The 24,459-nt window shown below is 60.3% G+C and carries 20 protein-coding genes and 1 riboswitch; of the genes, 12 read left to right on the top strand and 8 right to left on the bottom strand.

The features are described from left to right. Window positions 1-67 precede the first annotated feature (67 nt). Window positions 68-2,146 (bottom strand): TonB-dependent siderophore receptor, encoded by a 2,079-nt coding sequence (locus IWY39_RS02010; protein WP_181316644.1) that lies wholly within the window; start codon window positions 2,144-2,146, stop codon window positions 68-70. A gap of 266 nt (window positions 2,147-2,412) precedes the next feature. On the opposite strand from IWY39_RS02010, the gene IWY39_RS02005 reads away from it, so the two are divergent. The 7 genes from IWY39_RS02005 to IWY39_RS01975 all read left to right on the top strand — a co-directional run bounded on the left by IWY39_RS02005 (window position 2,413) and on the right by IWY39_RS01975 (window position 12,127). Next, window positions 2,413-4,470 (top strand): TonB-dependent siderophore receptor, encoded by a 2,058-nt coding sequence (locus tag IWY39_RS02005; protein ID WP_196871326.1) that lies wholly within the window; start codon window positions 2,413-2,415, stop codon window positions 4,468-4,470. Further along, window positions 4,440-5,279: a PepSY-associated TM helix domain-containing protein gene (locus IWY39_RS24280; RefSeq protein ID WP_107124022.1), complete on the top strand. Its 840-nt coding sequence runs from the start codon at window positions 4,440-4,442 to the stop codon at window positions 5,277-5,279. The genes IWY39_RS02005 and IWY39_RS24280 overlap by 31 nt, the downstream gene beginning before the upstream one ends. Then, the gene (locus tag IWY39_RS24275) at window positions 5,228-5,752 is read left to right on the top strand and encodes a PepSY-associated TM helix domain-containing protein (RefSeq protein ID WP_181316648.1); all 525 of its coding nucleotides are present in this window, start codon (window positions 5,228-5,230) and stop codon (window positions 5,750-5,752) included. The genes IWY39_RS24280 and IWY39_RS24275 overlap by 52 nt, the downstream gene beginning before the upstream one ends. A gap of 184 nt (window positions 5,753-5,936) precedes the next feature. Beyond that, window positions 5,937-6,153: riboswitch (cobalamin riboswitch) on the top strand. Window positions 6,154-6,325: 172 nt separating this feature from the next. Further along, a complete protein-coding gene (locus tag IWY39_RS01990; protein ID WP_107124023.1) occupies window positions 6,326-9,673 on the top strand; it encodes a TonB-dependent receptor domain-containing protein in 3,348 nt (1,115 codons plus the stop codon). Window positions 9,674-9,768: 95 nt separating this feature from the next. Further along, window positions 9,769-11,046, top strand: a complete 1,278-nt coding sequence (locus tag IWY39_RS01985) for a hypothetical protein (RefSeq protein ID WP_145169760.1) — start codon at window positions 9,769-9,771, stop codon at window positions 11,044-11,046. 41 nt (window positions 11,047-11,087) lie between these two features. Continuing rightward, window positions 11,088-11,279 (top strand): hypothetical protein, encoded by a 192-nt coding sequence (locus IWY39_RS01980; protein ID WP_145169763.1) that lies wholly within the window; start codon window positions 11,088-11,090, stop codon window positions 11,277-11,279. Window positions 11,280-11,512: 233 nt separating this feature from the next. Next, the gene (locus tag IWY39_RS01975; RefSeq protein ID WP_107124025.1) at window positions 11,513-12,127 is read left to right on the top strand and encodes a LysE family translocator; all 615 of its coding nucleotides are present in this window, start codon (window positions 11,513-11,515) and stop codon (window positions 12,125-12,127) included. Between the two features lie 42 nt (window positions 12,128-12,169). Here IWY39_RS01975 and IWY39_RS01970 read toward each other — a convergent pair whose 3' ends face one another. Continuing rightward, window positions 12,170-12,622: a GNAT family N-acetyltransferase gene (locus IWY39_RS01970; RefSeq protein ID WP_107124026.1), complete on the bottom strand. Its 453-nt coding sequence runs from the start codon at window positions 12,620-12,622 to the stop codon at window positions 12,170-12,172. 446 nt (window positions 12,623-13,068) lie between these two features. Next, window positions 13,069-13,929 carry a class A beta-lactamase gene (gene bla, locus IWY39_RS01965; protein WP_107124027.1) on the bottom strand — a complete coding sequence of 287 codons (861 nt, stop codon included), beginning with the start codon at window positions 13,927-13,929 and terminating at the stop codon, window positions 13,069-13,071. 104 nt (window positions 13,930-14,033) lie between these two features. On the opposite strand from bla, the gene IWY39_RS01960 reads away from it, so the two are divergent. Continuing rightward, on the top strand, window positions 14,034-14,903 hold the full coding sequence (locus IWY39_RS01960; RefSeq protein ID WP_315897827.1) for a LysR family transcriptional regulator: 870 nt from the start codon (window positions 14,034-14,036) through the stop codon (window positions 14,901-14,903). A 16-nt stretch (window positions 14,904-14,919) separates the two neighbouring features. Here IWY39_RS01960 and IWY39_RS01955 read toward each other — a convergent pair whose 3' ends face one another. Next, window positions 14,920-15,090 (bottom strand): hypothetical protein, encoded by a 171-nt coding sequence (locus IWY39_RS01955; RefSeq protein ID WP_231377481.1) that lies wholly within the window; start codon window positions 15,088-15,090, stop codon window positions 14,920-14,922. 151 nt (window positions 15,091-15,241) lie between these two features. On the opposite strand from IWY39_RS01955, the gene IWY39_RS01950 reads away from it, so the two are divergent. The 3 genes from IWY39_RS01950 (at window position 15,242) to IWY39_RS01940 (ending at window position 18,499) form a co-directional block, all read left to right on the top strand. Then, window positions 15,242-15,772, top strand: coding sequence for a hypothetical protein (locus IWY39_RS01950; protein WP_145169767.1), 531 nt, complete (start codon window positions 15,242-15,244; stop codon window positions 15,770-15,772). Between the two features lie 65 nt (window positions 15,773-15,837). Then, complete coding sequence (locus IWY39_RS01945; protein WP_145169769.1) at window positions 15,838-16,545, top strand: hypothetical protein; 708 nt, start codon at window positions 15,838-15,840, stop codon at window positions 16,543-16,545. 517 nt (window positions 16,546-17,062) lie between these two features. Further along, entirely contained in the window at window positions 17,063-18,499 is a 1,437-nt protein-coding gene (locus IWY39_RS01940; RefSeq protein WP_145169771.1) for a serine hydrolase domain-containing protein, read from the top strand. 104 nt (window positions 18,500-18,603) lie between these two features. On the opposite strand, the gene IWY39_RS01935 is transcribed toward IWY39_RS01940, so the two are convergent. The 3 genes from IWY39_RS01935 to IWY39_RS01925 form a co-directional block, all read right to left on the bottom strand. Next, window positions 18,604-19,845 (bottom strand): tetratricopeptide repeat protein, encoded by a 1,242-nt coding sequence (locus tag IWY39_RS01935; RefSeq protein WP_186441901.1) that lies wholly within the window; start codon window positions 19,843-19,845, stop codon window positions 18,604-18,606. A 675-nt stretch (window positions 19,846-20,520) separates the two neighbouring features. Then, the gene (locus IWY39_RS01930) at window positions 20,521-21,714 is read right to left on the bottom strand and encodes an IS91 family transposase (protein ID WP_145169995.1); all 1,194 of its coding nucleotides are present in this window, start codon (window positions 21,712-21,714) and stop codon (window positions 20,521-20,523) included. A 4-nt stretch (window positions 21,715-21,718) separates the two neighbouring features. Beyond that, on the bottom strand, window positions 21,719-22,624 hold the full coding sequence (locus IWY39_RS01925) for a tyrosine-type recombinase/integrase (protein WP_196871325.1): 906 nt from the start codon (window positions 22,622-22,624) through the stop codon (window positions 21,719-21,721). Between the two features lie 380 nt (window positions 22,625-23,004). On the opposite strand from IWY39_RS01925, the gene IWY39_RS01920 reads away from it, so the two are divergent. Further along, window positions 23,005-23,523, top strand: a complete 519-nt coding sequence (locus IWY39_RS01920) for a DUF5710 domain-containing protein (protein ID WP_196871324.1) — start codon at window positions 23,005-23,007, stop codon at window positions 23,521-23,523. On the opposite strand, the gene IWY39_RS01915 is transcribed toward IWY39_RS01920, so the two are convergent. Next, window positions 23,516-24,433, bottom strand: coding sequence for a hypothetical protein (locus tag IWY39_RS01915; protein ID WP_107125581.1), 918 nt, complete (start codon window positions 24,431-24,433; stop codon window positions 23,516-23,518). The genes IWY39_RS01920 and IWY39_RS01915 overlap by 8 nt on opposite strands. Between the last annotated feature and the right edge of the window lie 26 nt (window positions 24,434-24,459).

The following is a 24,459-nucleotide window of genomic DNA, read 5'->3' as shown; positions in this document are numbered from 1 at the left end:
GTGTCTGCAAAAATGCGTTTGTCCTGTCGCCGTCATCATATGCAAACATATTGCTGACACCATCTGATCAGAAGCGGTAGCCCAACGTGCCGATCACGTTGCGGCCAAAGCCGACGCCACAAGCCGAACGTACTGAACAAGTTGCATAATAATGCTTGTCGAACAGATTGGTCGCGTTGACTGATAGCGCCCATCTGCCATGTTCGACCGAGACCAGCGCATCAGCGAGCGTGAAGCCCGGCGTGGTCAGGCGTTCAACCGCACCATCCGCTACGATGTCATAGAATATCGCTGCTTCGGTCGACGGACCGATATATCGGACACCTGCGCCGACCCGCAGCCATGTCTCCGCATGCAGAGCAAAGCTCTTTTCGCCGAAGATCGAGGCCTGGTGGGCCGGTACGCCGGAGATCGGTAATTCCTGATCAAGCGAATTAATGCTGCGCCCTGTTCGCGCATGGGTGTAGGTGTAGGATGCGCTAACAGTGAAATTGCGCGCTATGGTTCGCGAAGCCTCGACCTCGATCCCGCGCGATTTGACCGTGCCGAGCTGGATCTGGTTGTTGCCATTCAGCGGGTCGGTCTGGAGCAGGTTAGTGCCTTTGATCGAATAAGCCGCCACCGCCAGCAACGTGGCGCTGTCTGGCTGCCACTTGATACCGATTTCATATTGCGTCCCGCGCTGGGGTACGAACGGCTTGTCGTAGAAATCGCGCCCTATGGTTGGAAGGAAAGATTCCGAATAGCTGAAGTAGGGGGACAGCCCCTTAATGGGATGCAGCACCAGTCCCGCCCGAAAGCTTGTCGCCTTGTCGACCTGCCGGTCGTTGCCGGCGACATCATTGACCGCGCGGTCCCGACGGACCCCCAGCACAACCGTCGCCAGATCGCGATAGTCGATCTGGTCCTGAACGTAGAAGCCCAACTGGGTATCGATGGCCCGGGGATCGTCTTCGAAATTGGCCGCGGGGACGTCGGCCGGGCTATAGGCTGGCGCATAGATGTCGATCGGAGTGGCGTCGGTATAGATTGTCGCACTGTCGATGCGGGAGCGCAGATAATCGACACCGAGCAGAAGTTTGTGACGGAACGGCCCGATCTCGAAGTCGAAACGCAGATTATTGTCGGTCGTCACCATATCCGTCGTACCGCGGGAGTCGTAGCGATAACGGCCAATCAGGCGATTGTCCGCGTCCAGAAACGGATTGATAAAGCCATCCCAGACAGACGGCTCGACGTCGCCGTTGTGCGCGGTCGAATGGCTATAGCGGACCGCGCCTGTATAGGTGATCGTGTCCGAGAAGCGATGCGTAACGAGCAACGTGCCGCTTGCCTGCTCGCTATTGTAAAAATCATGGCTCGGCTCGCCGAGATACGCACCCCAACGCAGTTCGCGTCCAGGCTCTGCCTGCAACGTGGCGGCAAGTGGCAGGAACGACGCGATGGAAGCGGCGCGATCACGCTGATAAAGCCCTTCGACCACAATGTCGGTGCGATCGTCCGGTCGGAAGCGTAGCGAAGGCGCAACCATGATCCGGTCATCCTTGCCGAAATCGACCTGATTGTTCGCGTCGCGATACACAGCGACCAGCCGCGCGGCGATCGTGCCTTCCGCGTTCAGTGCGCCTGTGATGTCGCCTTGAACATGCTTGCGGTCGAAACTGCCATATTCAACGCTGATTTCACCATGCCGATTGAAATCGGGGCGCTTGGTAATGCTGTTGACGATCCCGCCCGCCGCGCCCTGGCCATAGAGCACCGAGGAAGGGCCACGCAGCACCTCGATACGCTCGAGATTATAAATTTCGGTCCGTGGCGTGAACGAGGAGTCCGGCGTGCGCATGCCGTCGACATAGCGCGCCGCGTTGAAGCCGCCGCGGGCGGTCACATAATCGAAGCGAAAATCGGACCCGTTGGGCTCCGTGCGGATGCCTGCCGAATAGCGCAGGGCCTCCTGAAGGCCGATCGCGCCCCGCGCTTCGATTTGTGCGGCGGTGACGACGCCGATGGACTGCGGGGTGTCGATGATTGACGTGTCTGTCTTGGTCGCGGTCGTCGCGCGGGTGGCAGTGACGATGATATCGCCGGTCTTATTCGAAGGCGGAACGCCCTGTGCGCAGGCTACTGTCGCGATGCCTGATATCATCCCACCAATCGATATCGAAAACGTGCGCCCAATCGACATGCTCACCCCCGCTGCTGCAGATGCGTCACTAGGACTAATGCGGATAATTATCAATATGATCCAGATTCAAGGCCAGGGCGCGATTGCAAGTGGTTCGCAAAATCGATAGTGGCCGCTCGTTCTGTTGATTGATATCGGCAGAAGGCGCGAGACTTCGTGTCAGAATGGGGAACGAAATGAAGCGCTATCGAATCCATCTATTTAGCGCAATGCTGGCTTCTTGGGCCATGCCGATCACCCCTTCGATGGCGCAGCAGACAGGCGTTGCGCCATCGCCGGATGCCGGGACCGAACAAGCGGATGCCGATATTCTGGTTTATGGACGGTCGCGGACTGACACGACTCTAACAATCCCACAGAGCGTGTCCATTCTGGACAAAGACCTTATCGAACAGACGGCGAGCAAGACCGTCGGCGACACGCTGCGGTTCGTGCCCGGTTCGCAGCGCGACGGCTCGCCACTCGACGCGTTCGGCGACACGTTCCTGATCCGTGGATTTCAAGCCAACCAGACGCTGAACGGCCTATACGCCAACAGCATTCAGCAGCCGCGCGACACTATTGGCATAGAGCGGGTCGAAGTGCTGAAGGGGCCTGCGTCCGTGTTGTACGGCCAGTTACAGCCAGGCGCGGTCGTGAATGTCGTGACCAAGCAGCCGCAGCGCGACTTCGCCGGATCGGCAGGCCTGAGCTATGGCCGCTTCGACGAACTGCGCGCCACGCTGGACCTGACCGGCCCGATCACGGAGGGCGGCGATGTTCGCTTCCGTCTGACCGCAGCCTATGACGATTCCGACTCCTTTGTCGATTATTGGCGCCGCAAGCATATCTATATCGCGCCAGTGATGGCCTTCGACATCGGCGAAAAGACCACCATCACGGCTGAGGGGTTTTACACGCGGAACCGCCTTGACGGCTTTTTCAACGGCGTGCCGGCGGCTGGAACGGTGCTGCCCAATCCCAATGGCCGGTTGCGGCGATCCGTTAGCCTGACGGACCCGACCCTTGATCCGTCCATCCGCGAAAACGGCAACGTCCAACTGCGCATGGAGCATAACTTCTCGGACAGCCTGCGTTGGCGTGCGGCTGTTGACTGGACGCATGAGCGTCGCGACGAAAGCAATGTGCTTGGCATCTTTGGCTGGGATGTCGAGAACCAGTCGCTCTCCCGCCTCCTTCTCGACGGTGGGGGCAAAGGCAATAACTGGACCGTCCACCATGATATCGCCGCTGATTTTTCAACTGGTACGATCGGGCACGCTCTTGTCTTAGGCGGCGACTACATAACGCTGCGGCGCACGACACCCCGGCGCGTATTTTTTCTGCCCAGCCTGGACCTGTTTGATCCGGTCTATTCAACCGACGCGCCGCCGCCGATGAGCGAAGTGGCGAGCTTGGCGCAATCGGTGCGCGACCGCAGCAGCGCCCTTGGCCTGTTCATCCAGGACCGCATCACGCTGACGGATCAGATCAAGGCGATTGGCGGCGCGCGCTGGTCCGACTTCAAGCAGACGTCCCGCACCACGCGCGCCAGTGGTGCGTTCGTGGAAAGTCGCCAGAAGGACTCGGCCTGGACGAGCCAGCTTGGGCTGCTCTATACGCCCGTCGATCAGGTCTCGCTGTTCGTCAGCCGCACGACGTCCTTCCTCCCCACCTATGGTATTCGGGCGGATGGGACAGCATTGCCGCCGGAAGAAGGCACGCAATATGAGGCGGGGGTAAAGGCGCAACTGGCGGGCGACCGTGCATCGATCGGCGCGTCGGTGTTCCATCTCAAGCGCGGCAATGTCATCGTCGCCGACCGCGACAATCCTGGTTTCGAACTCTCGATCGGCGAGCAGGTCGCAAAGGGTGTCGAACTGACGGCGGAGTTGCGACCGATCGACGGACTGCAACTCTATGCGGGCTATGCCTATACCGACGCTAAGACGACACGTGACACTGATGACACACTGGAGGGCAAGCGCATCCGCAACGTCCCCAAACATTCGCTGGTATTGCGCAGCGCCTATGCCTGGAAAGACGGCCCGCTCGCCGGTCTCTCGCTCAGTGGATCGGCGACGTACACAGGCAAGCGCGCAGGCACGCTGGAAAATCTCTTTACGTTGCCGAGCTATTGGCGTGCCGACGCAACGATCAGCTATGCGCTAACGCCGCATATCGAAATTGGCGGCAATATCGATAATCTGACCAATGAACGCTTCTATGACTATGCCTATAGCGAGTTCGAGGTGTGGCCCGGCGCACCAAGGGTATGGCGGATGTTCGTCCGGTCACGCTTCTAGGATTCGGGGACGATAGCGTGCGACTGTCGCGTCAGCTCTGGGTCTTGGTACATCGCTGGGCCGGGCTGACGATTGCCGTATTTCTGGCGATCTCAGGCCTGACCGGCGCGATGCTCGCGTTCACAGACGAGCTTGAGCCGTTGCTTCTGCCGCAGGTCTTTCGGGCCGCGCCGCCGGTGCCGGGCGCGGTTCCGCTAGACCCCTTTGATTTGCGCGACCGGGTGCTGGCCCGCTATCCCGATGGGCTAATCACCCAGATGCCGCTGCGGGCCGATCCTGATCGCAGCCTGCGCTTCAACATACAGCGTCTGGAGTCACAAACCGGTATGACCGTCCCTTATGCCGAAAGCTGGGACGAAATTTTCGTCAATCCGTATGATGGTGCGGTGACTGGGCGGCGGCGTTGGGGTGATATCGGACAGGGCGCGATCAATCTGCTGCCCTTCGTTCACCATCTGCATGATTCTTTGACGATGGATGACTGGGGTCGTCTGACGCTCGGCATCGCCGCAATGATCTGGACCCTTGATTGTTTCGTGGGTTTTTATCTGACGCTGCCGGTCCGGTCGACACCGCGCCATAATGGGAGACGCTGGCTGCATCGCTGGCGATCGTCGTGGAAACTGCGCTGGCGGCAAAGTTCCTACAAACGAACTTTCGACCTGCACCGCGCGGGCGGGCTTTGGCTATGGCCAATGCTGCTCGTCTTTGCCTGGTCGGGCGTTTCGTTCACCTGCCGCAGGTCTATGATCCTATCATGCGGCAAATCGGCTATCTGCCGATCGCTGAAGGGATCGTGCCGCCCGTAGATGGCACGGGCGGGCCAGGCGTCGACCTCAGAGCGGCAGCGCGACAAGGCCAGTCTCTTGCCCGCACTGTAGCGCGAAGGTCGGGCATTGCGATTGACGAGGGTGGGCCTGCGTCAATCAACTATTACCCGCAGATCGGCGTCTATCTGTTCCGTTTCACAAGCAGCGCTAGCGTCGCCCGCGCTAACTATGGCGATTCACTGGTGATCTTTAGCGCGAAGACCGGCGGACTGCTCAAGTCGGCTCTCCCACGTCAAGAAGCTAAGGGTGGCGCCCTTCACGCCTGGCTGGAAGCCCTCCACCTGGCGGCCATCGGCGGGCTTCCCTACAAATTTGCGGTCGCCTGCGCCGGTCTGCTGATCACGAGTCTATCGGTCACGGGAACCATGATCTGGATGAAAAAACGCACCGCGCGGTTACGAACACTTAGACGCCCAAACAAAATGTCCGAAATCACACGGGGAGCGGGATGACGGCTATGGCCCGTTTTTCGGACATAGATTTCGAGATGGGTTTTCAAACAACGAATGCGTGAGGTGCGGTTTTCCGGGCAAGTGAGCCGCATCGTCTCGGAAAGCAGCATTTTTGAGACGGCTGCTCCTAAGTTGATAAAGTCCACCACCTGGAATATGGTCCACCTGTGGCGCCTCGTTAGAGGTGTCGCATGATCGCGTCGGTTCCCCGAGAGGGGATTAAAATGGGAACACGGTGAAGGTGGGTCTCCACCCGAATCCGAGGCTGTCCCTGCAACTGTGAGCGGCGAGTGCGATGCATATGGGGCTTCGGCCTCAAGCCACTGAGCGAGAGCTTGGGAAGGCCGTGCATCAAGCGATGACCCGCAAGCCAGGAGACCTGCCGGCGTTTGGTCGCTCTTGCTTTGGTCCAGGGGATGGTCAGGGCACGGTTCTTCCGTCTGAGCGACGAACGTAGCGGCAGGGGCCGCATCGGTTCGTGTGACGGGCGCTTTTCGCGTCCGCCCGCTCGTGCGCGCCGACCGTTCGTAACGGCACGCCCCTGCCCGACGTCGTGACGCCGGGGGGAAGACATTGAGACTATCGCCAATTTCGCAGCTTGCGCTCATCGTTGCGCTGTGTGCCGGGAGCAGCCCGGCATGGGCAGCCGAAAATGATTCAGCCCCTCCGGGTGAAAGCAGCGCCAGCGCGCCCAAAACCCAGCAGGAAATCGTCGTCACGGCAAACAGCCGCCAGGAGTTGCAGGATATTCTTTCGCCGGGTGTCGTGTCGGTTGTTTATCCCGACGATACGCGCGGCGAGCACAAGGCCCTGCCAGATCTGCTTGACCAGATTCCCGGCGTCTATGTACGCCGTGTCGGCGGCACGGGCGGATATACGACCACCAGCATCCGGGGCAGCGCCCCGAGCCAGGTCAACATTTACATCGACGGCGTGCCGTTCAATCTCTCCAGTGAGACGGCAGCGGACATCTCGACCATCCCGATCTCCAACGTCGAGCGCGTCGAGGTTTATCGCGGCGTGACGCCGGCGCGGTTCTCCGGCGCTCCGCTCGGCGGCGCAATCAACATCGTCACCAAGATGCCGACCGACCTCAGCGGCACGGTGTCAGCCGGCGCCCGTTCCTTCGGCGGTCGCCAGTTTTCCGGCAATCTGAACTTCCCACTGCTGGGCGGCGGCCTGCTGCTCGGCCTCGACATGGAGCGCAGCAAGGGCGATTTCAAATATCCCCTGATCGCGGCCCGCGAGCTGGACGGCATCGAGTTTGGCGATGCGGAGTGGAGCGGCGACGGTCAGCCCAATACGCCGTGCAGCACCTATCTGGTTTATCAGGGCATCCGTGAAATCAACCCGCTCTGCCAGTTTCCGACCTCGCGGCGACGGCAGAACAACAGCTTCCAGCGGGACAACGTGTTGGTAAAATGGCGGAACGAAAACATCACCGCCAAATATTCGTTCACCTATCTCAACCGCTACATGCCGACGCTGGTGTATGAGCCGGTCGGTTACAGTCTCGTCGATCTGCCCGCATACACCTTCCCGGCCGTGAACCTTACCGAAGGGTCTCTCGCCGGCCTCGGCGTGCCCTACAACAAGCGCCGACAACAGAAGCAGTATCAGCATGAGGGCGCGCTGAATTGGCAGGAGCGCTTCGGCAACCTCGAACTCGCGCTGAACCTGAACTTGATGGATCAGCGCAAGCGCTTCAATAATTACGACCTCGCGACACCCTTTGGCGTGGGCAGTCGCACGGCGCTCTATCGTACCACCCGCTATGGCATCACGGCCGACGCCAGCTACACGCTCGGCTCCGATTGGGATGTGGCGCAGCTCCTCGAACTGCACGTCCAGCATAATTGGGAGGAAATGCGCTACGACGCGAATAACCTCATCAATTTGGTGACCGGCCTGCGGCGCGGCGACTTTTATCAAAACTACAAGCGTCAGCTCACCAACATCCAGGTCCAGGACACGCTAACCTTCCGCACGCTGGGCGACCTTCAGGTGGCCCCGATCTTCCGGATCGAGAAGCTGACCGGGCCGGTACTGGGAAGTCAGGATAACATCTTTGGCCCTTCATCCGGCAACTATGGCTGGAAGCCGACATGGAGCGTCAGCGCCAAGAAAAAGGTGGGTTCGGACTGGTTGCTGTTCGCCAGCTACGGCACCTACAACCGCTATCCCAATTTCTACGAAATCTATGGCGATGGCGTCTACATCCAGGCCGGCGCCGATAGCGTCGGCAATGTCGCGCCGCTGCTGCGCGAGCATGGTCGCAACTGGGATGCGGGCCTTGGCTGGAATGGCACGATCGCCGGCGACCTTACGGGTAGCTTCCGTGCCACCTACTTCAACCGCAAGACAGAAGATGAGATCACCCTGTTCCTGACGCCTGTCGGCGGCAAATACGTCAACTCGGGCACGACGATCACGAAGGGTGGGGAGTTCGAGGCAAGCCTGAAATGGGGCAACCGCGCCGATCTTCAACTCGCCGCCACAGTGCAAGACGGGTATTACGACAAGGGCACCTACTTCCTCTATCCGGGCATCCCCGTCGGCGACCGCGTTGCGGGCAAGTTGCGAACGCTACAGCATCCGGGTTTCACCGCAAATGCACGCCTTAACCTCCATTTCCTCAGCGGGGCGCTGACGACATTCGGTGAGGTCAAGCATACGGGCCGGAACTATCTGGGCCAGTTTCGTGGCACTGGGAATCTGGAGGATGCCTTCATCTACGAGGAGCCGCTGACCACCATCGACGTGGGCGCGCACATGCGCTTGCCTCACGGCATCACAGTCTCGGGGGGCGTATCCGACCTGTTCAACGCGGGGCCAAGGCAGAAAATGCGCGGCTCTCAGTTTGCGTATCACGGCTACACTAAGTGTGACGTGCTGGAAGCCGATGAAACGGGCGACTATTCCTGCTTCGATGATCCCGCCAATGCGGTTACCGAGAATTATGCGCTTGCCGGAAATACCTATTTCCCGCGCCAGGGGCGCACCTTCTATGTCACGATCGCCAAAAGTTTCGGCGCGAAGGATTGGCGCGCCGTCGCCTCACCTGGCATACGAGCGGGTGATGAGCGGAACTGGACCGGCTTCTATGCGGGCGGCCATATCGGGCGTGGTTGGGGGCGGCGCAACGCCAATGAGATCCTCGTCTTCGACAAGCGACAAAATGGCGTTTTCGGCGGCCAGATCGACGGAGTGGCTCGGTTCGATAGCGACGGAAATTTCATCGATCGCAATGCCTTCGCGCCGGGATTCACTGGCTCAGGCGCTGCCCTGGGCAGTGTGCCGGAGGATGGCGTTCGCTCCGACAAGCATAAAGGAGCCGATTATGGATTTCGGCTCGGCTACGATCACCAGGTGGGGAGCTGGCTGTTCGGCGTCGTGGGAGAATGGGCAGACTTCAATCTTGTCGATAGCGTTTCTGGCTATGCTCTGCTCACCAATATCGCGACGCAGCAAGCCCTACCGCCCACAAGCTACAGCTTCACCCGCCACCTGAAATCCGGCCTCTCGCTCCGTGCGCGCACCGGCTATTCCTGGCGTGGCACGCTCGGCTACGTCACCGCCGGCATCATCCGAGCCGATGTCGGTCATGCTTTCTCGACTACCAACACCATCAATGCGTTCGAGGAGAGCAACGCCGGCAAGCATCGCTGGGGCCACCAATATGGTGGTGGCATCGAGCAGCACATCGCAGGGCCGTTGACGATCGGGCTCGAATATCTGCGCACGAATATCAAGGACGGCGATTACACGGTGGCTGCCGGCGTTGCTGGAACGACGCCGATCTTCACCGGATTCCAACAAGGCCTGGTTGGGCAGGGGACGCACTCGCCCACCGACATCCGGCGCTCAGAACCGCGCTACCGGATCGACTCATTGTGGCTGACGCTGGGCTACCGCTTCTAGCCGCTCGACGAACTGAACGTGCCGCCGACCGCAAAATCACGGCGGCGGCGCGACAGTAAGGGGGAATCCCCGTGTAACTTCGTAGGAGAATTGAAATGGCGACGACAAGAACAGCTTATAGCCTCTATCACTATCTCTCCGGTGGGAGTGGAATGGCAGGGCGCATCACCGACAATGGCACGACTGTTGCTGCCACTTTCCCCAAGCTGACAAGTGCGTTGAACGGCGACCCCCTCGTCGAGGGCTTTAACCTGGGTGGGCAGCGTATAGCTGTTACACAGCGGGTGGCGGGATCGGCGCAGCCGACGGCGATCTACAATGCGGCCAGCGGCGGCGCAGCCATCGCAACACCAACCTGGGCCAACGTCATCAACCCTTATGGGCTTGAGCCGCTGGGCAGCCGCCTCTACGCACTCGATTTCGACGGTGGCAAGCTCGTCGAGATCAATGGCAGTTCGCCATATGCCGCCACAGGCGTAATCTTCGATTTCAATACCAATCCCGTCACCGCGCCGCTCGTCCCCTCTGGCATGAAGGCACACGGGCAGGCCGTCTTGAACATCGGCGGCGCACTCTACGGCCTGTTCATCATCGCGGACACGAGTTTCACGACCTACGCTAACAGCGTCCTTGTCCGTTTCTCGATCACCGGCGGCAGCTCGATTACGGTCGCACCGAACGACTATAATAACGGATTCGAGAAGAACTCCTTCCAGATGGCCGTCAGCGGATCGGAGCTGTTCGTCGCGGCTATCGGGGGCGTCCAGAGCAATACCGGCTACAACACCAACTCCAAGATTCAGAAGGTCACCTATGGCGCGTCGCCCTTGAGTGGTGCGCCGGTAACGACGGTCTTGTCGGCAAGCGCATCCTATCCCTATGAATTCCGCGGCATCAGCTTCAAGGGCTCGACCGCCTTCATTCTGGCTGGCCGCTATGATGCGAGCTGGAACCTCATGGGCGACCTGCGAAGCACGACCAACTTCACAACCTTTACGACGATCGACAGCTTCAGCGGCTCGCTGGGCTATTATTGGGCGGCCCAATACACCACCGACAATGATCGGCTCTGGTATGCACGCGGCAACGAAATCCGGGTCATCAACGCTTCAACGCTCGCGCTGGTCCAGGCCCTTACGATTACCACGACCGGCGCTGGCCGGCTGATGGAGCCTGGCGACCAATATACCAATCTCAACGATATGAGCTATGTCAGCCCTACCGGGCTTGTCACCCGAATCCGTGGCTATCAATCTCCCACGCAGATTTCGGCAACGCCGCGTGCGGCCGCTGCCCGGGCCATCGCCAAAGGCCGGCCAGAGCTTCTCCCGGAGGAATGGGAAGAGGTGGAAGCACAGCTTTCGAAGCAGTAACGACAACACCCATCGCCTGCTCTCGTGCAGGCGATGGCAGCGTGTCTAATCATCCGATGTCGCAAAAACGCTCGGATAAATACACACCCTTCGACGGTATGACGGCGATCCCGGCACCGGCGCCCGCGCCGATGGCGCGCAACCAGGTCGATGGCGTACGAAAAGTGGAGCGTTTTATGGACCGGCTTGGGATGGTGCAGAAGGGCGGTTTCCTGTGTCCTAAGACTGGCTAGCAAAGTGCCGATACCTGTCCATCGCAGCTAGAGGTCGATGCTCCCTCACACAACGACAGCTACCGAAAATCACACGACGCGCGGCATGGCGACAAAAGCCTGATTGTCGTCACTTCGGCACTTTCTCGCAAACGATGGTAATTTGGGAACCCCGCCGTCGTCCCATGCGCGCGTAGGGGCTTGACCGCTGATGCTAAGCTGGGGAGATTTCGCCGATCCCAAGGAGGTGCTGCATGGAAGCAATGTCGATCGCCATCTTCGCAGGAGCATTGCTTCTTAACGCGGGCACGCCGGGACCGAGCGTTGCTGCCTTGGTCTCCCGCGTACTGACGAATGGTTGGCGCGACGTTTTCCCGTTCATCTTGGCGATGTGGTTGGGTGAGGTCGTCTGGCTCACAATGGCGCTGGCAGGTCTGACAGCGCTCGCTCAAACATTCCAATTCGGATTCATGGTACTGAAGTGGCTTGGTGTCGCCTACTTGGCTTGGCTTGCGGTGAAGATGTGGCGTCAACCGGCCGAAATCGCTGATGAAGCACTGCCACGCCGGACGTCACCTCTCTCTATGTTTGGTGCTGGCATGGCGGTCACGCTCGGCAATCCAAAAATCATGGTATTCTACGTGGCCCTACTTCCGGCCTTGATAGACGTTTCCAAGGTCGGGGTAACGCAATGGGCCGTCTTGGCAGGAGTAAGGCTCCTTATGCTGGCCGCGATCGATCTGACGTGGACATTTCTCGCTCATAAGGCGCGCGCCTTTCTCCGCACTCCGCCTGCCGTGCAGCTTGCGAACAGGATAAGTGCTTTGACGCTTGGAGGAGCCGCAGCGGTCATAGCGGCGCGCGACTGATGGACCAGATGCCTCAACAAGAGGCTCTATTTCGACCCGACATCAAGTGATAGTTTTGACCATGTGGACGAGTATGCCGTCATTTATGGCTTCTTCTCGCTCTATGTCATATCCTAGCGAGTTGTAGAGGCGTATGTTTCCCTCGAATTTCGCATTTGTGTAAAGCCTGACCGCTTCAAACCCTGCCTCTGCTGCCAAGCGCTCCGCATGAGCGACCATTCTCCTGCCGTAGCCCCTCTTCTGAAAAAGCGGAGCGACAGCAACATTTTCAATCAGCAGATCATATTGACGCTGAACGATCTCCACCAAAGCGGCCACATCATCATCTATCAGCAGGAGGTCGGCACGATGATCCCTTATGTGGGCGGCGTGGTCGGCTTTCATGGGCAAGGGTTCGCGACCGATTACCGGCACCCATTTGGCATACGCTGCTCGCGTAACCGTGGTGACGGCATCGGCGTCTGCTAAGGTCGCAACTCGGATCGTTTCGCTCATGCGTTATCTATGCCGAACTGTCTGACAGTGGGAAACAGCGATCCATGCTCGCAAACGGCCTTCCCGCAAACGAAGGACGAACGAGAAGGCCCGACCTGCGACCGATATTTTCGATCACGAGGCGAGCCCTTCCCACAATCTGTTCCCAATTCACTTTTCCCGAAATCGCCGCATCTCGACGGGAAACCGGGAAAGTCTTGGGTGGCGTAAAACACATGAAACGCGCCGGTCCTTGCTGGCGGATGCGGCCAGGTGCCAGATCAGTGCCGACGCCCCCTGACGGAAAACCCTGCCACCGGGGTTGTCGGACACTTTCTCAATCCGACGGTGATTTTCGGACATTCCACGGGATCACAGGACCGCACAATTCGTGCGCGCCGAATTGTCGGCGGAACCGCGTGGCGATTGCCTGAGAATCATGTGTTTTCCGACACGTGTTCTGCGATCTATGCCAAGGTGGTGGCTACGAGGCTCCCGATACCGGCAAATGCCTTGTCGAATTGCCTTTCAGTGGGTTTGCCGTCGCGCGTGTAGACTGCAACGACGATCGGCGTATCGGGCCTGGGCCAGGCCACCGCAATGTCGCCAGCCATGTCGCGGCCACTATGGCCGGTCTTGTTACCAATGCGCCAGCTTGTGGGAAGGCCGGCCCGGAGACGATGGTTGGTCTGGTTCCCGATAAGCCAGCGCGTCAGGAGCGCCTTCGACCGGTCGGACAGCACGGATCCGAGGACAAACTTCTGCAGTGTTGCCGCCATCGCGGCCGGAGTCGTTGAGTCATCCGGCCCGCCCGAAGGAACCCGGTCAAGGGCGGGTTCGAAGTGATCGACGCGCGTCGTCCCGTCACCGATCGAACGCAGAAAGGTCGTTAGAGCAGCCGGGCCACCCGATCGCGCCATTAGCAAATTGGCGCAGGCCCCGTCGCTGATCTCTACGGCGGCCTTGCACATAGCTTCGACGGTCATCGCGCCCTTCGCCAGATTGGCCTTTGCGATCGGTCCCCACAGTTCCAGCGTGTCCTTGGCCGTGTAGTGCACAAGCGCGTCCAACCGCTCCTCGCCCCGATCTACCCGCGCCAGCACGAACGCAGCGAGCGACGCCTTGTAGGAACTACACATGATAAAGCGTTCGTCGGAACGCCACGAAATCGACTTTCCCGTTTTCACATTGACGGCATAGACGCCGATCCGCCCGCCGGTTGCCCGTTCATAATCAGCGATGGGATCTGCGACGGCGGATCGAGCCCAAGCGGGCCAGCACATCAGGGCGGGGATACCAAAGGCAAAAGCCCGTCGTGCAGGGTTCATCAGTTGCGCCTCATCAGTGGACTTTTGCGGAGTTTGACGCAGGCGCAAACTGCAAGCAAAGGATGATATCTCGGCTTAGCCATTAGTATTTTGAGGGATGGATTGTGCGTGCTCCAATACCGCTCAATGCCTTACGCGCGTTTGAGGCATCGGCTCGGCACTTGTCATTTACCCGGGCGGCGGACGACTTGTGCGTCACGCAGGCGGCGATCAGCCACCAGATCAAGGCCCTGGAGCTTCGCTTGGGTGTCACGCTCTTTCGCCGCTCCAATCGCGGCCTGAAACTGACTGACGAGGGTCTCACGCTGGCGCCGACGCTGTTCGAAGCCTTCGGCGCTATTGATCGTTTGTTCCAGCGGTTCGAGGGCGGGGACGCGCAAGAGGTGTTGACCGTCAGCGCGGTTGGAACGTTTGTAGTCGGCGCGCTCCTCGAAAAACTGCCGATGTTTCGAGCGATGCACCCTGGTATCGACCTTCGCCTGTTGACGAACAATAACAAGGTCGATCTGGTCGCCGAGGGGCTGGACTATGCCGTCCGTTTCGGTGACGGCGCATGGCAGGGTATGGAGGCCGATCCGATCCTCACCGCGCCTCTATCGCCGCTGTGCGGTCCGCTTATGGCCGCGAGCCTACGGGAACCGGCAGATCTGCTTCGGGTGCCACTGTTACGATCATATCGGCCCCAGGACTGGCCTGCATGGTTCAGGGCCGCCGGAGTGGGGGTCAGCACAATTCGTGGGCCGCTGTTCGATTCTTCGCTCATCATGACGCAGGCGGCCATGCGGGGCGCGGGGGTAGCACTCGTACCCTATGTCCTGTTCCAGCGCGAGATTGAAGCGGGCCAGCTTGTGCAACCTTTCGCCATTGAAGTGAATGCCGACCGCTATTGGCTTACGCGGTTAAAGTCGCGCCCGCCCAGCCACGCAATGCGTATGTTTCGCATGTGGCTACTAGACCAGTTCGGCGGCATCTAGGCTGACCACAAACGGGTCAAGTTCGTCGGCTGACCGGTGAGGCGGACCATCGGCCATTGAATATCCGCCAGCCTATTATTCCCGCGCCGACGCCAAGAAGGCCATCTACCACATAGGCGCTCGGTGCATCATTATGCACGAAAAAGCTGCCAGCGACATAACCGCCGAGCGCGGCGGTGCGCGTCAACGCGCCATAGATTCGGTCTATGGAGGCAGGCAGTCAATCAGGGAGCGGGTAGCGAATGCTTTCATGCGTGGACTTGTCGCAATATGATGATACCGTCAGTCTGCACGGCGTAGAGGCAGGCCTTGCAAAGCTTTATCCGAGAGATTGCCCCATGAAATCCACAATATACTTCGGGGTGATCGCCATGTTCGCCCTCGCCACCCCGCTGCTCGCCCAGGACATTAACGGTGCGGATCACCCGCTACTGCCGCGCTATCCCGGCGCTGTTATCGACGGTTATCGCGCTCCTTCGATCGATGAGATCGTCATGCCCACTGGCCCGATCACCGATGCCGAGGGCCAATCCAACAGGGAGCAGGTCGAGGGGCGCGTGACGCACATCGATTATCGCGTGAAGCCGGCCACCGCGCCTCTGCAGATCGAACGCTACTATGAAGACGTGTTTAGAAAGGGCGGGTTTTCCATCGCGTTCTCGTGCGTAGGGCCCGTCTGCGGACGTGATATGGGAGCACTCATCCTCAACTCGGGCAAGGTAGCCCCGGTGGGACTGGCGGATGGTCTCTTCAACGACCGGATACGAGTAGTGATCGCTCGACGTGCAAACATATGGGCAGTGCTGCACATCGCTGAAGGCCCGGATCGATCGCAGATTTATGAGGCTGTCGTGGACGGCACGCCCTAACGGCGATCGAATCGATTGCTTGAAAGAACTGGCACGGTTGGGCTGTGAGATCGGAATCGCACAGTATGAAACGCTTTCGGCTAATCTTGTTTACGCCGCCGATCATTCTCGCAATGTGCCCGGCGAATGCGCTGTACGCTGAAACCACGCGTGCCGAAGCATCCGGCTTTGTATCTTTGGAAGCAAACAATCTAACGGTCAAGAATGTCGCGGTTAAACCATCCCGCTATCGCGGATCCGCTGCTGCGCTTGTGACTGTGGACCCATTCAACCCTGCCGATGATGACACGTTCGCCAAGGTGGACGGCATTGCTTTTACGGATTTCACGCTGGATGTTTCGGTCGCCGGAAAGCCCATCGATACCACGTCAAGCGCGCGAGGTTTCGTCGGCATCGCATTTCGCGTGTCGGACGATCTGGAGCGGTTCGAGGCGATTTACATCCGCCCGACGAACGGACGGGCCGACGACCAGCTCCGGCGTAATCACAGCACGCAATATATTTCGCATCCCGGCTATCCATGGGAAAAGCTGCGAAATGATTATCCGGGGCAATATGAATCTTACGTCGATCTAGAAGCCGGTGCATGGACCCGGCTCAGACTGAAAGTCAGAGGTTCGTCCGCACGCCTGTATGTGAACGGTGCGAAGCAGCCGGCCCTGATCGTCAACGACCTCAAGCTCCCAGTCTCAAAAGGCGGCATCGGCGTTTGGGTCGGGCCGGGGTCCGAGGGTTATTTCAAGTCCCTGCGAGTCACCGCCACTCAGCGATGATGGATCGAACGACTACCCGCATATTTTGCCGGAACACCCTCTCCTGCGAGGCGGCTTTAACGGTTTCGCCAGTCGTTCGTTTGGGGAAGGAGCGGCCAAAGCCGCCCCTCCCGGGGGCTAGGCTCTGTCGAAGACCAGAACATCGGCACCTGCGATAGCGCGCAGATGGACGACCATTTTGTCAGCAGCGCGAGCGACTGCTGCGGCAACAAAAATCCGCCGTCTCGATCATCGTGATATCCTTAGTGCCGGATCGACTGCTCCTGTCTGCAGTGTCGTAAATCAGGCGAAAGCCACCGCCCGTCATGTGTTTTGCGACACCATGGCTTTCCCATTTCCCAATGTCCGTGTGGGCATTTCGGGATTTTGCAGTTGGGAACAGGTTTTGGGAATGCGAAGCCTATAGAAGACCGTCGGCGTGGTCGGCAGAGCGACTCGCCAGCTACGCGTTCCTGTGGGAATGGCTATGATGGCGCGTTAAATAGGTTTGACCGCCTCGTCGTGATAAGGATCGAGATTGACCAAGAATATGAGTGGCTGGAGCCGTCGATCCGTGATGGCCGTAGGTGCCGGCGTAATAGCCACACCAGGCTTCGGGATGGCATCGCAAGGAAGCGGATTACCGCCCAAGGTGCTTGATCGCGTTCGGGAGATGATGCGAGATAGGCGGATTCCCGCTGCGGGAATAGCGGTCGTGCATAATGGCGTCACGATGATGGCCGCAGGTCTGGGCACGGCCTCCCTGCCGTTCGAGGTTTCCGCAAACGAGAAGACGCTTTTCCATCTTGGATCAGTGGGCAAACAAATTACGGCTGCTCTGGTCTTCGAGTTGGCCGAAGCCGGGACGATCGATCTGAATGGTCTGGTCGGGCGCTATGCGCGAGGCCTTCCGGACGCCTTTGCTGCGATTCCCATCAGCGCCTTGTTGAGCCACACCGGGGGGGTGCCGGACTATGAAGGGTTGCCCGGGTTCGACGCCGACCGCCCGATCACGCGCGAGGCTTTTCTCACTGGCGTATCTGCCGTCCCGCTCGACTTTCAACCGGGCCATGCCTGGGCCTATTCCAATACCGGTTACGTGCTGCTCGGCTATCTGCTGGCCGATGTTACCGGGAAATCCTATCGCGACCTCGTGACCGAGCGGCTGCTCAGGCGTGCCGGCCTGTCCGATGCCCGGGTGGACGACGCAAGCGCCGTGATTGCAGGACGCGCGGAGCCTTACGTACTGGAAGATAATCTCACGCGGCACGCCGTTGGCATGAGTTCCGACTATTCGCAATCAGCTGACGGCGGGGTATTGATGTCGGCGCGCGACGCGGCGCGATGGGAACATGCACTTCAGGCTGGTCCTGTCCCATCGCCAGCGACGGTTGCAAGACTGGTGCGTCCGGCCCTTATGTCCTCGGGCCGCAGCGCAGCCTATGGCGCGGGCTGGTTCACCGATGAGATCAATGGCCGGGCGGTTCAGTACCATTCCGGCAGTGTGACGGGCTTTCTTACCTTCGCCTGGCGCGCGCCGTCTACCCGGACTGCGGTCACCGTCATGGTCAACATCGAAAGCGGACCAGCTGGGCGGTTCATTGAAGAGGCCTGCCTGATGCTGGCGGAGTTCGTTGCTCCGGGATCCACCCCGCTGGGGCTGGTTCCGACCCAGGACGACGCGCCGAAGGTTACGGCGCAGGCGCTGGCCCTACTGACACGTGGCGACCGGCCACTGGACCCGGGCCTGTTCACCTCCGAAATCTCCGCGCTGATGAAAGGTCCAGCTGCTGGCGTCGTAGTGCCGTTCAAGCTTGGAGCGGACACGACGGGTATCGATTTTAGGCTTGTCGGGCATCATGCCGAACCTGGCGGCCACGTCCGGCGCTACAGAATAACCCGCAATGGCCGGGCACGTCATGTAAGCTTCGCTTACGCACCTGACGGCCGTATCTACCGCTTTCGCAACATCTGATTGGTGGTGCTCTAACCCTGCCGGCTTAGAGGTGATCGGGTGGGCGCACACTTTCTCGTTTTACCATCGTTTGTGGGAAAGCCGCAGGGCTGACGGCAAACAGGTCAATCCTGTCGGTTGGATTGACGGATGCTCGCCAGCATCGCCCGCGCGCGTTCGACATTGCCGCCGTGCGGATTGGACGCGATCGGGATCAAGGCTTGCTCAGCGGCGGCATATTGGTGACTCGCCATGAGCGCCGTCGCCGCATCCACGGCGATGTCGCCGACCAGCGGCGCCAGGGCATGCGCCGTTGTGAGTTGGGCAAGCGTCTCTTCTGAAACCAGGGAACCGTTGGCCGACGCAGTTTGGGCGAGGCGGTAGATCGCGGTGTAGTAGCCCGGATCGGCCGCCGCTGCACGGGCGAACCAGGGCCGGGCCGCAGCAAAGCTCTCGACGCGGACCGCTGCGTCTTTCCGCCCGGTGTAGAAGTCACCCAGGCCCCGGAAATAGAGCAGCTCGGCATCGTTCGGCGCGCTCTGCAGAAGCCGATCGATGGTCGCCGTTCCGGCCGCCCGATCGCCCGAGCCGATCTCGGCGCGCGCCAGCACGCGCTGGGCATAGGGATCGTCAGGATAGCGTGCGGCCGCTGTCTTGATCGTCGCGAAGGTTGCCGCCTCACGCTCCGGCTGCGGAATGCCGATCATCAGCGCGGCCAGGGGCAGCAACAGATCGTCGGCAGCCGGCGAGAGCGGCCGGACCGTTATCGCAACGTTGGCGCCCGCTGGCCGCGCCATCACGCTAAAGGCGATGTGGCCCGCCATATAGCGCTTCAGTTCGGCTTCGAAGCCTTTGTGATCGGTGCCGAACGCGGTACGAAAGGCTTGCGTCTCAGCGACGCCCCGATGAAGGTCGGCGAAGTAGCGCGTCAATGCCTCCCGACGCGCCTCGTCCGCGAAGAGGTAATGCACGATCAGCCAGCTTTCGGCATAGAACTGCCCAGTCTGCTCGCGGCTGAGGCCGCCGAGCTGGCCGGAGAATATCCGATCCACCGGTAGCCAGGTGCCGCGCAGCAGCGTGAGCGCGCGACCGGGATTGTAGCGACCGACTTCGATCCGATCGCCCGCGAACCGCGCCGTCATCACATATTCGGCGAAGCCCTCGCTATACCAGGCCGGATAGTAAGCAGGATAATAGCGCGTCGCGAAGTGGTGGGCATATTCGTGCATCAGCACTTCCTCGCCACCCACGCCCGGCCTGTCACCACGCACCGCGAAGGCGGCGGTGCCGCCGACGCGCGCGCGGTAGAAGCCAAGCACCCCACTTGAGATCGGCTCTATCTGGTTCAGCCTGGCGGCAGAGCTCACCAGATATACCTTCAGCGGACTTGCGGATGGCGGAGCCGTCGTGCCAGTCAGCGTGCGGAGCAGCCGGTCATAATCCTCAAGGAGCTGGACGGAGCGACGCAGGCTATCCTCGCCGCCGTCGCTATATACCACGAAATTCGGGGACCGCGCCTCGATCCAGCGAGCCGACGCTGTCGAGGGCGCCAGAGCAAGCAAGGCGCATATGAGAAAGTAAGTCCGTAGGCGCATCACGAATGAATGCCGTAGTTGCGAACGATTATCAACTCTTCTGGCAGCTATGCGGGGTAACGACGCGGTGCACGCAATTCAGGTGAAATCCGGTACGTCAGCTTCCGACGCAACCTGTCGTTCAGGAGCCAGCGTCGGAACGACGCGAGTTGTGAAGGGTTTCGGGCGCCCTGCGTACGAAAGCCTCCAGTGCAGGAACCCGCGGGCCCCACGCGCTGCTCTATGGGTAAATAGGCTTTGGGATGGTTCTGGCGGGTAGACGTTGCCGGGCCGGAAGTGCGACTATCGGGCGGAACGGCATGATTTCGGGCCGCGTTAGGCCGCTAGCAGCGGTGGTTTTACGGATCAGCGTGTCCTGCGCCCGCTCTAATTCCGAGATGGGCATGCGCCCGGTCGTCGGCCAGGACGCTATGAGCGTGACCATCATGTAGAGCGAGCCATGCCGGATCATGGCGCGTGTCTCCGGGCGTGTGAGGCTGGCGTTGGTGGTGCGCGCGGTTGGCACCAGCGGGCGAAGGTTTCGACGATAGTCATATGCCCGCCGCAACATGGGCATGGCGGGCGATGATCGGGCGGCTCGTCGGGTTCGGATTCCTCGATCGGCGCAGCAACGCCCAGCAGCCTGCGGGCGAGCGCCATAGCTTCCTTGTGCGTCGAACTGGCGAGCAGGCCATAATGCCGGATGCGATGGAAGCCGCGCGGCAGGACATGGATCAGGAAGCGGCGGATGAACTCGTCTGTCGCCAACGTCATGACCTGCTGGCGTTCAGCACTATCGCGGCGATAATCCTTGTACCGGAATGTCACTCCGGCCTCGTCGAAGCCAATGAGCCGCCGGTTCGAGATGGCAACGCGGTGCGTGTAGCGCGAGAGATAGGCCAGCACCGCCTGCGGCCCCGCAAAGGGCGGTTTGGCATAGACCACCCAGCGCTTCTTCCGGATCGGCGACAGATGCCGCAGGAAGGGCTTACGTGAGGCCAGGCCCGCCAAGGCGTTGAAGAAGGCCAGCTTCCCAGCGTCGAACAACGCCAGCAGGCGTGTGAGGAACAGCCGGCGGAACAACGCACCCAGCACGCGTACCGGTAGCAGGAAGGCGGGGCGCGAGGAGATCCACCGCGTGCCGTCCGGCGTGATGCCGCCGCCGGGCACGATCATGTGCACATGCGGGTGGTGCGTGAGCGCTGATCCCCATGTGTGCAGCACGGCAGTGATGCCGATGCGAGCGCCGAGGTGTTTCGGATCGGCCGCGATGGTCAGCATGGTGTCCGCAGCCGCGCGGAACAGCAGATCATAGACCACCGCCTTGTTCTGGAAGGCGATGTCCGCGATCTCGGCAGGCAGGGTGAACACGACGTGGAAGTAACCGACCGGCAACAGATCGGCCTCGCGCGCGGCCAGCCAAGTGCGCGCGGCCGCGCCCTGACACTTGGGGCAGTGCCGGTTGCGGCAGGAGTTGTAGGCGATCCGCCAATGCCCGCAGTCATCGCAGGCCTCGACGTGACCGCCCAGTGCGGCTGTGCGGCAGTTCTCGATCGCTGTCATAACCTTGAGCTGGCCAAGGCTCAGATGCCCGGCATGGGCTGCGCGATAGGCGGGCCCGGCGCTACGGAAGATGTCGGCGACCTCGAGTGAGGTGCGCACCGGTTCAACCGGGAGGGCCCCTGCCTTCCATCACGGCCACGATCTGGTCGAGCGGACTGGCCACCGCCCGCATAGTCTTGCTCGAAACCTGAGTATAGATGCCGGTCGTGTTGATGTTCACGTGTCCCAGCAGGACCTGAATGACGCGGATATCGACACCCTGCTCGAGCAGGTGAGTGGCAAACGAATGCCGCAATGTGTGCGGGCTTACCCGCTTATGGATCTCGGCGCGCTCGGCCGCTTCCTGCACGACGCGATGCAACTGGCGCGCTGAGACCGGATCCGTGCCGTTGCGGCCGGGGAACAGCCAGCCATGTGGCAACATCACTCCCCGCCGCTTGCCTTCGCGCCACCATTGACGAAGCAAATCCAGCAGGTGCGGTGAAAGTATGGCGTTGCGATCCTTGCGTCCCTTGCCCTGCTCGACGCGGATCACCATCCGGGTGCTGTCGATGTCATCGACCTTGAGGTGGGCAACTTCCGAAACGCGCAGGCCCGCGCCATAGGCGACGCTGAGCGCTGCTTTGTATTTGATACCTGGCGCAGCCTCGAGCAGTCGCGCTGTCTCCTCGACGCTCAAAACCACCCGCAACTTGGGCGCGTAGTGCATGACGACAAGCCCCAGCGCCATCTCCGGTCGCTTGAGAGTTATACTGAACAGGAAACGCAGTGCCGATACGGCCCCATTGATGGTTGCTGGACCAACAGCCCGCTCATGCTGATCGATCTGAAAGCGCCGGAGGTCTTCGATCGTAGCCGTATCGGGAGGCCGACCGAGAAACGCGGCAAATGATCGGACGTGCCGGATATAGTCCTTCTGCGTGTGCTCCCCAAAGCCACGCATCGTCATGTCCTGCAACATACGCTCGCGCAGAGAATTCTTCGGGTTCGGGGAAGTGATGGCATCCATGGTGAGTTCCTTTCCGTTGAAGGAACTCCACGGTCGCAAGGCGACATCGCCGCTCGCAAAGCCTGAACAATACTACGCTACGTCACCCCAAGCGACCCTCCCGCGGAGCGGGTTCGTGCAATGGTCGGCAGCTGCCGGTCCGGAAGAAATAGACGCGGTGTCTGCAGCCGCCAACAAAGCCGATCTTCGTGCGCCCGATAAAGCTCGTTGAAAGCCGCCGTACATTCATTGCCTGCGAATGGCGTGGTTCGAAGATCTGTCCGGACGAACCGTAGCAATCAGGCAAGACTGCGTTACCCTCAACGAGGGCCGAAAGATGTCTTGCGCCTTTCTGCATATGGCAAGGCATGACGCAAATTGTGATCTCGAAAGGCAGGACAATGGTCGGTGAATGGCGCAAGAGCGATGGACGAAACATCTTCCAGATGATCGACGACGCGGGCGGCGTAGGCATTTGGGTGCGGCGCACTACCTGGGATGCGAGCATTGCGCGAATAGTGGGCATGAGTGAGCCAAGCGGACCTCCTCCCTACTACGGCAGTCCCAAGGTGGTTATGGATGTCTACAGCCTTGACGGTGTCCCGCATGATGAGCTCGCGCACCTCAGCACGCCGGGGACATACAAGACATGGCGTCAAGTCGAAGCGCCCTCCTGGATTGCGCATGCGATACTGCGCGAGCTCGATGATCCGGCAATTGAGAACGCGCTGAGCCTCCTCGTGAACAAGCGCGCTGGATCTTCAGAAAGCCGGATAGATCTTGACGTGCCGTACGCTCGAAAGAACCAAGCCAAAGCACTCGGTGCACGGTGGGACAGTGTGAAGAAGACTTGGTGGTTGCCGACAGAGGGAACCCGGACGGCACAGGAGAAGGCGCGCGAGCTCGGCTTTCTCAGTTAGGCTCATCCTTCCACAAGACGGCTTCCTCCCCGAACATCCTTGCATCTGCTGCGATCGATGCGAACTGATCGGAGGCCGCGAACGCATCGAGATTGTCGAGGACGTGCTTGTCCACCTTTGCCCGCTGCGCTGGGGACAGCGTGGCCATTGCCCCGCTGGCGAGAGCGGCCTTCTCCCGAAAGAGATGTATGAGTGCCGCAGGCACAACGAACTTGCCCGGCTTCAGTAGCCCATGTTTGACGTGGACCTTGGTGCCCTCCCATTGCCCCGGTCCCTTCTGAATGATGCCGAAGATCGTGAATCGTCCGAGCTTCGCGAAGGTCATGAGCGAGCGGTCGGAGCCGACGATATCCAGCGTGACGGCACCCGTCATGAAGCGGTTCACGTTGGTCGGCAGATCCGGAACCGTTGTGTCCTCGATCACGTCGAAGATGAGAAGATGCTGCTCAAACGCGCCGGGGTGTGGTGCCTCGTCGCGTAAAAAAGCCAGCCAGCGCGCCTCCGCTTGATCCATGAGCGCGTGTTGCTCATCGGTATAGCTCGCATTCTTGTTACGCCCACGCGCGAAGCGCAGCACCCGCCACGATACCGACACGCAGAACTTCAGCAACCAATCGCCGTAGGGAATCCGATATGTTCCCGCATGCCAGGGATGGAACACCTTCGTCGCGAATGCCGTCTCGTAGCGGCTGAACTGCGCCTCACAGTCCCCGCAAAGCCAAGGCAGTTTCAAGCCGTCCTGGACTCGACGGTTGGGATTGTCAGTCTGCCGGATATGCCCTTTGCCCGAGCGGCCGCGCAGCCAGCGGTAGACGAATGCCGGCAGAACATGGCTTTCGTGCAGGCGTGCTTGCGTATCACAAAATGCACATACTCCATTAGATTCGGTTGCTGTTGCCGCTGCTGCCATGCTTTCCTTCTATCCGTGCGCCGCTA

This window comes from Sphingobium sp. JAI105, from assembly GCF_015752145.1.
In the GTDB taxonomy this organism is placed as follows: domain Bacteria; phylum Pseudomonadota; class Alphaproteobacteria; order Sphingomonadales; family Sphingomonadaceae; genus Sphingobium; species Sphingobium xenophagum.
This window is presented reverse-complemented; position numbering and strand designations above follow the sequence as displayed.